This is a genomic window from Brevundimonas sp. CURTG3B2_SDJG (genome assembly GCF_057364705.1).
The window spans coordinates 1-4,112 of record NZ_JBNFOJ010000242.1 but is presented as its reverse complement, the minus strand read 5'-3'; the positions used below and the strand labels follow the sequence as shown (position 1 = coordinate 4,112).

6 protein-coding genes are annotated in these 4,112 nt (G+C 69.7%); all 6 read left to right on the top strand.

Features of this window, described 5'->3' with window-relative positions; translation table 11 throughout:
- Positions 1-265 precede the first annotated feature (265 nt).
- Entirely contained in the window at positions 266-1,555 is a 1,290-nt protein-coding gene (gene murA, locus AC2W7C_RS14165) for a UDP-N-acetylglucosamine 1-carboxyvinyltransferase (RefSeq protein WP_486002011.1), read from the top strand.
- Complete coding sequence (locus tag AC2W7C_RS14160; RefSeq protein WP_486002010.1) at positions 1,545-2,030, top strand: DUF2948 family protein; 486 nt, start codon at positions 1,545-1,547, stop codon at positions 2,028-2,030. Before murA ends, AC2W7C_RS14160 begins: the two co-directional genes overlap by 11 nt.
- Positions 2,027-2,488, top strand: coding sequence for a UPF0262 family protein (locus AC2W7C_RS14155; protein WP_486002009.1), 462 nt, complete (start codon positions 2,027-2,029; stop codon positions 2,486-2,488). Before AC2W7C_RS14160 ends, AC2W7C_RS14155 begins: the two co-directional genes overlap by 4 nt.
- A 121-nt stretch (positions 2,489-2,609) precedes the next feature.
- Complete coding sequence (infA, locus tag AC2W7C_RS14150; RefSeq protein ID WP_003164348.1) at positions 2,610-2,828, top strand: translation initiation factor IF-1; 219 nt, start codon at positions 2,610-2,612, stop codon at positions 2,826-2,828.
- A gap of 12 nt (positions 2,829-2,840) precedes the next feature.
- The gene (locus AC2W7C_RS14145) at positions 2,841-3,419 is read left to right on the top strand and encodes a Maf family protein (protein WP_486002008.1); all 579 of its coding nucleotides are present in this window, start codon (positions 2,841-2,843) and stop codon (positions 3,417-3,419) included.
- On the top strand, positions 3,416-4,112 hold a 697-nt coding region (locus AC2W7C_RS14140; RefSeq protein WP_486002007.1), incomplete at its 3' end, for a ribonuclease E/G. The genes AC2W7C_RS14145 and AC2W7C_RS14140, both read left to right, overlap by 4 nt.

Genomic DNA, 4,112 nt, shown 5'->3' with positions numbered 1-4,112 from the left:
CCAAGGTCGCGCCGGCGCTGAGGTCGCCGCCGCGCCCGCCGGGACGCCGCCCAAGGCCAAGTCCGAGAAGGCCCTGCGGCTGGCCCAGGCGCTGCGGGATAACCTGAAGCGCCGGAAGACCGCGGCCCGGTCAGCAAGACAAAGCAACTGAAAGTCATCGGGCGCGCCGAACGCGCGGCCTTTCGCGGACCCTGGCGTCCGCGCTAGATAACCGATCCCCTCGCTCCAGGCATTTCGCCGTACGGGGCGGGCCGCAAGAGACGACATGGACAGCATCGCCATCACCGGCGGCGCCACGCTGAACGGGACGATTCCCGTGAGCGGCGCCAAGAATTCCGCCCTCAAGCTGATGGCCGCCTCGATCCTGACCGATCAGCCGCTTCTGCTGACCAACATGCCGCGCTTGGCGGACACCAAATTCCTGGGCCGGCTGTTGCGCGAACTGGGCGTCGAGGTGACCGAGCGCGACGGGGTCGACGGCCAGGAGACGCTGTTCGACGGGCGACAGATCCGCTCAACCTTCGCGCCCTATGACCTGGTTCGCCAGATGCGGGCCAGCTTCAACGTGCTGGGTCCGCTGCTGGCGCGAACCGGCGAGGCCAAGGTGTCGCTGCCCGGCGGCTGCACGATCGGCGCGCGGCCGGTGGACCTGCATCTGCAGGCGCTGCAGGCTCTGGGGGCCGAGATCGAGCTGGACGAGGGCTACGTGACCGCCCGGGCGCCGAAGGGGCTCAAGGGCGCCGAGATCGAATTCCCCTTCGTGTCGGTGGGCGCCACCGAGCACGCCCTGCTGGCCGCCGTGCTGGCGGATGGCACGACGGTGCTCCGCAAGGCCGCGCGCGAGCCCGAGATCGGCGACCTGGCCCGCTGCCTGAGCGCGATGGGGGCCCGGATCGAGGGCGTGGACACCGATGTGTTGACCATCACGGGCGTCGGCTCGCTGAGCGGGGCCACCTGGCCGGTGATCGCCGACAGGATCGAGATGGGCTCCTATGCCGTGGCGGCGGCCATGGCGGGCGGCGAGGTGCGGCTGACGCGAGCCCGGCCCGAGCTGATGTCCGCCCTGAGCGAGAAGATGGTCGAGGCCGGGGTCGAGGTGACGCCGACGGCGGACGGGGTGATCGTCAAGCGCGACCCGAAGCAGCGCCTGAAGGCGGTGAACGTCGCGACCGAGGTCTACCCCGGGTTCGCGACCGATCTGCAGGCCCAGTTCATGGCGCTGATGACCACGGCCGAGGGCGACAGCGTCATCCACGAGAACATCTTCGAGAACCGCTTCATGCACGCGCCCGAGTTGGCGCGCCTGGGCGCCGACATCCACGTCCACGCCGGCGAGGCGGTGGTGAAGGGGGTCGAGACCCTGCATGGAGCCCAGGTGATGGCCACCGATCTCAGGGCCTCGGTCAGCTTGGTCATCGCCGGCCTGGTCGCCCAGGGTGAGACGACGGTCGGTCGCGTGTATCATCTGGATCGCGGTTTCGAGCGTTTGGAAGAGAAGCTGGGCGCCTGCGGCGCCGAGATCAGACGCATCAAGGGCGACGCGCATGAGCATTGAGGCCAAGGGCGTGGACGGGACGGCGGCGGCCAAGGCGCCGGTCGAGCCCCTGCGCCTGCTGGCCGAGGACGCCGACGACCTGCACATCATCTCCGTCGCGCTGCAGGACGCCATCTTGCGACCGGTCGACATCGTCTGGGAACGCTCGGCGCGCCGGGTGACCCTGGCCCTGTCGCGGTTCTGTTGGGAATGCGGCGGCACGCGAGTGATGGCGGCCATGCAATTCGGCGACGTCAGCGCGGTGAAGAGCCGGAGGCTGCCGCGCGGGCCCGAGACCCCTCTGGAGCTGCTGGCGATGGACTTCGAGCCAGGTGAGGCCCCGGGCGGTCGCGTGATCATGATGTTCGCCGGCGGCGGGGACCTACGCATCGATGTTGAGTGCCTGGACGCGGTGCTGACCGACCTGTCCGAGCGCTGGCCGGCGCGGATCGCGCCGACCCATCTGGAAGAGACGGCCGAGGGATCCGCGGCGTGAGCGAGCACAGGCTGGCGTCGATCGAGCTGGACGCGGCGACCCTGCCGGCGGCGACAGCCGAGATCGAACACGAACGGCGCGTGGCGATCTTCGACCTCATCGAGAAGAACGTCTTCGAGCCATCGGGCGCGGGCGGAGGTCCCTACGCGCTGAAAATGTCGTCCCAGGACGGGCGCCTGGTGTTCGACGTCGCCGGGCCGGACTTTTCAAAGGCCCATGGCCTGTCGATGTCGCCGCTGAACAAGGTGATCAAGGACTACATCGAGATCTGCGATAGCTACTACGAGGCGTTGCGCGGAACCTCGCCGGCCAAGATCGAGGCGGTCGACATGGGGCGGCGCGGCCTGCACAACGAAGGGGCCGAACTGCTGAAGGCCCGGCTGGACGGCAAGATCGCCATCGACCACGAGACCGCACGGCGTCTGTTCACCCTGGTCACGGCGCTGTATCGGCGCTGACGGCACGCCGCTCGCGCCTCCCTCGACTAACGGCGCGTTTTCGGGCATATGCCCGCACCTTCGACGCGCGCTCCGCCCGGCGCACGTTCTCGACTCGTATCCATCGGGCGTGAGAGGCCGCATGGCTAAGGAAGAACTGCTCGAGTTTCCCGGCGTCGTCAGCGAACTGCTGCCGAACGCGACGTTCCGCGTGACGCTCGAGAACGACCACGAGATCATCGCCCACACCGCGGGCAAGATGCGCAAGAACCGCATCCGCGTGCTGGCCGGCGACAAGGTCCTGGTCGAGATGACGCCCTACGACCTGACCAAGGGCCGCATCACCTACCGCTTCAAGTAAGGACGGGCTCGAATGAGCCGTCCTGAACTGGTGCTGGCCTCGTCCAGCCCGCGCCGCGTGGAATTGCTGGCGCTGGTCGGGATCACGCCCGACCGCATCGACCCCGCCGACATCGACGAGACGCCGCTGAAGGGCGAGACGCCGCCGCGCCTCGCCGCCCGGCTGGCCTCGTCCAAGGCCCAGGTGGTCGCCGCCCGTGCGCCCGACGCCGTCGTGCTGGCCGCCGACACCGTCGTCTCGGTGGGTCGGCGCTTCCTGGAGAAGGCCGCGGACGAGGCCGAGGCGGTTCGCTTTCTGAAACTCCTCTCGGGCCGCGGGCACCGGGTCTACACCGGGGTGGCGGTGGTCACGAACGGGCGGCTGACCCAGCGCGTCGTCGAGACCCGCGTGACGTTCAAGGTGCTTTCGGACGCCGAGATCGACGCCTACGTCGCGTCGGGCGAATGGAAGGGCAAGGCCGGAGGTTATGGCATCCAGGGTCGGGCCGGGGCCTTCGTGACCCGGCTCGTGGGCAGTTATCCCGCGGTGATGGGCCTGCCGCTGCCTGAAAGCGTCAACCTGCTGGCTGGCGCGGGCTGGCGGCCGGCGTGAGCCAGATCGAGGTCTTCCTGGACGACACGCCCGGCGAAATCCGCGGCGTCGTGCGGCGCGACGGCCTCTACGAACACATCCTGATGGACACCGAGGGCGATCGGCCCGAGTTGCGGTTGGGTGCGCGCTCGGTCGGCCGTGTGGCCGAAGTCTGGCCCGGTCTGGGCGGCAGCTTCGTGGAACTGGAGTCGGGCCCTGTCTTCCTGCCTTTCAAGCCCGGCCTGATGGCCAGGGTCGGCGAGAAGGTCGAGATCGAGATCGTCGCCGAGGCCCGGACGGGCAAGGCGCCCGCGGCGCGGTGGATCGGGCCGGCCGAGGGGGAGGCGAGGCTGCTGGCTCCGGGACCCACGGTGGCCGAGACCCTTCAGGTCTTAGCGCCGGGCGTGACGCCGGTGACGGGGCGGGCCGCGATCGAGGCCGGCTGGGAGGCGGTCGAGGACGCCGAGCAGGGAGACGACGCCTCGGATCGTCCGGTGCTGGTCGAGCGCACGCGGGCGATGATCACCGTCGACATCGACCTGAACCGTCACGTTTCCGGCGGCGCCAAGGCGCGGGCCGAAGCGAATCGGCAGGGGATGAAGGAAGCTGCCCGGCTGATCCGTCTCCGCCGCTGGGGTGGTTTGGCGGCCATCGACCTGATTTGGCTCGGGCGGCGACGGCGCGGCCATGGCGGCCGCGCCAGGGCTGCCTTCG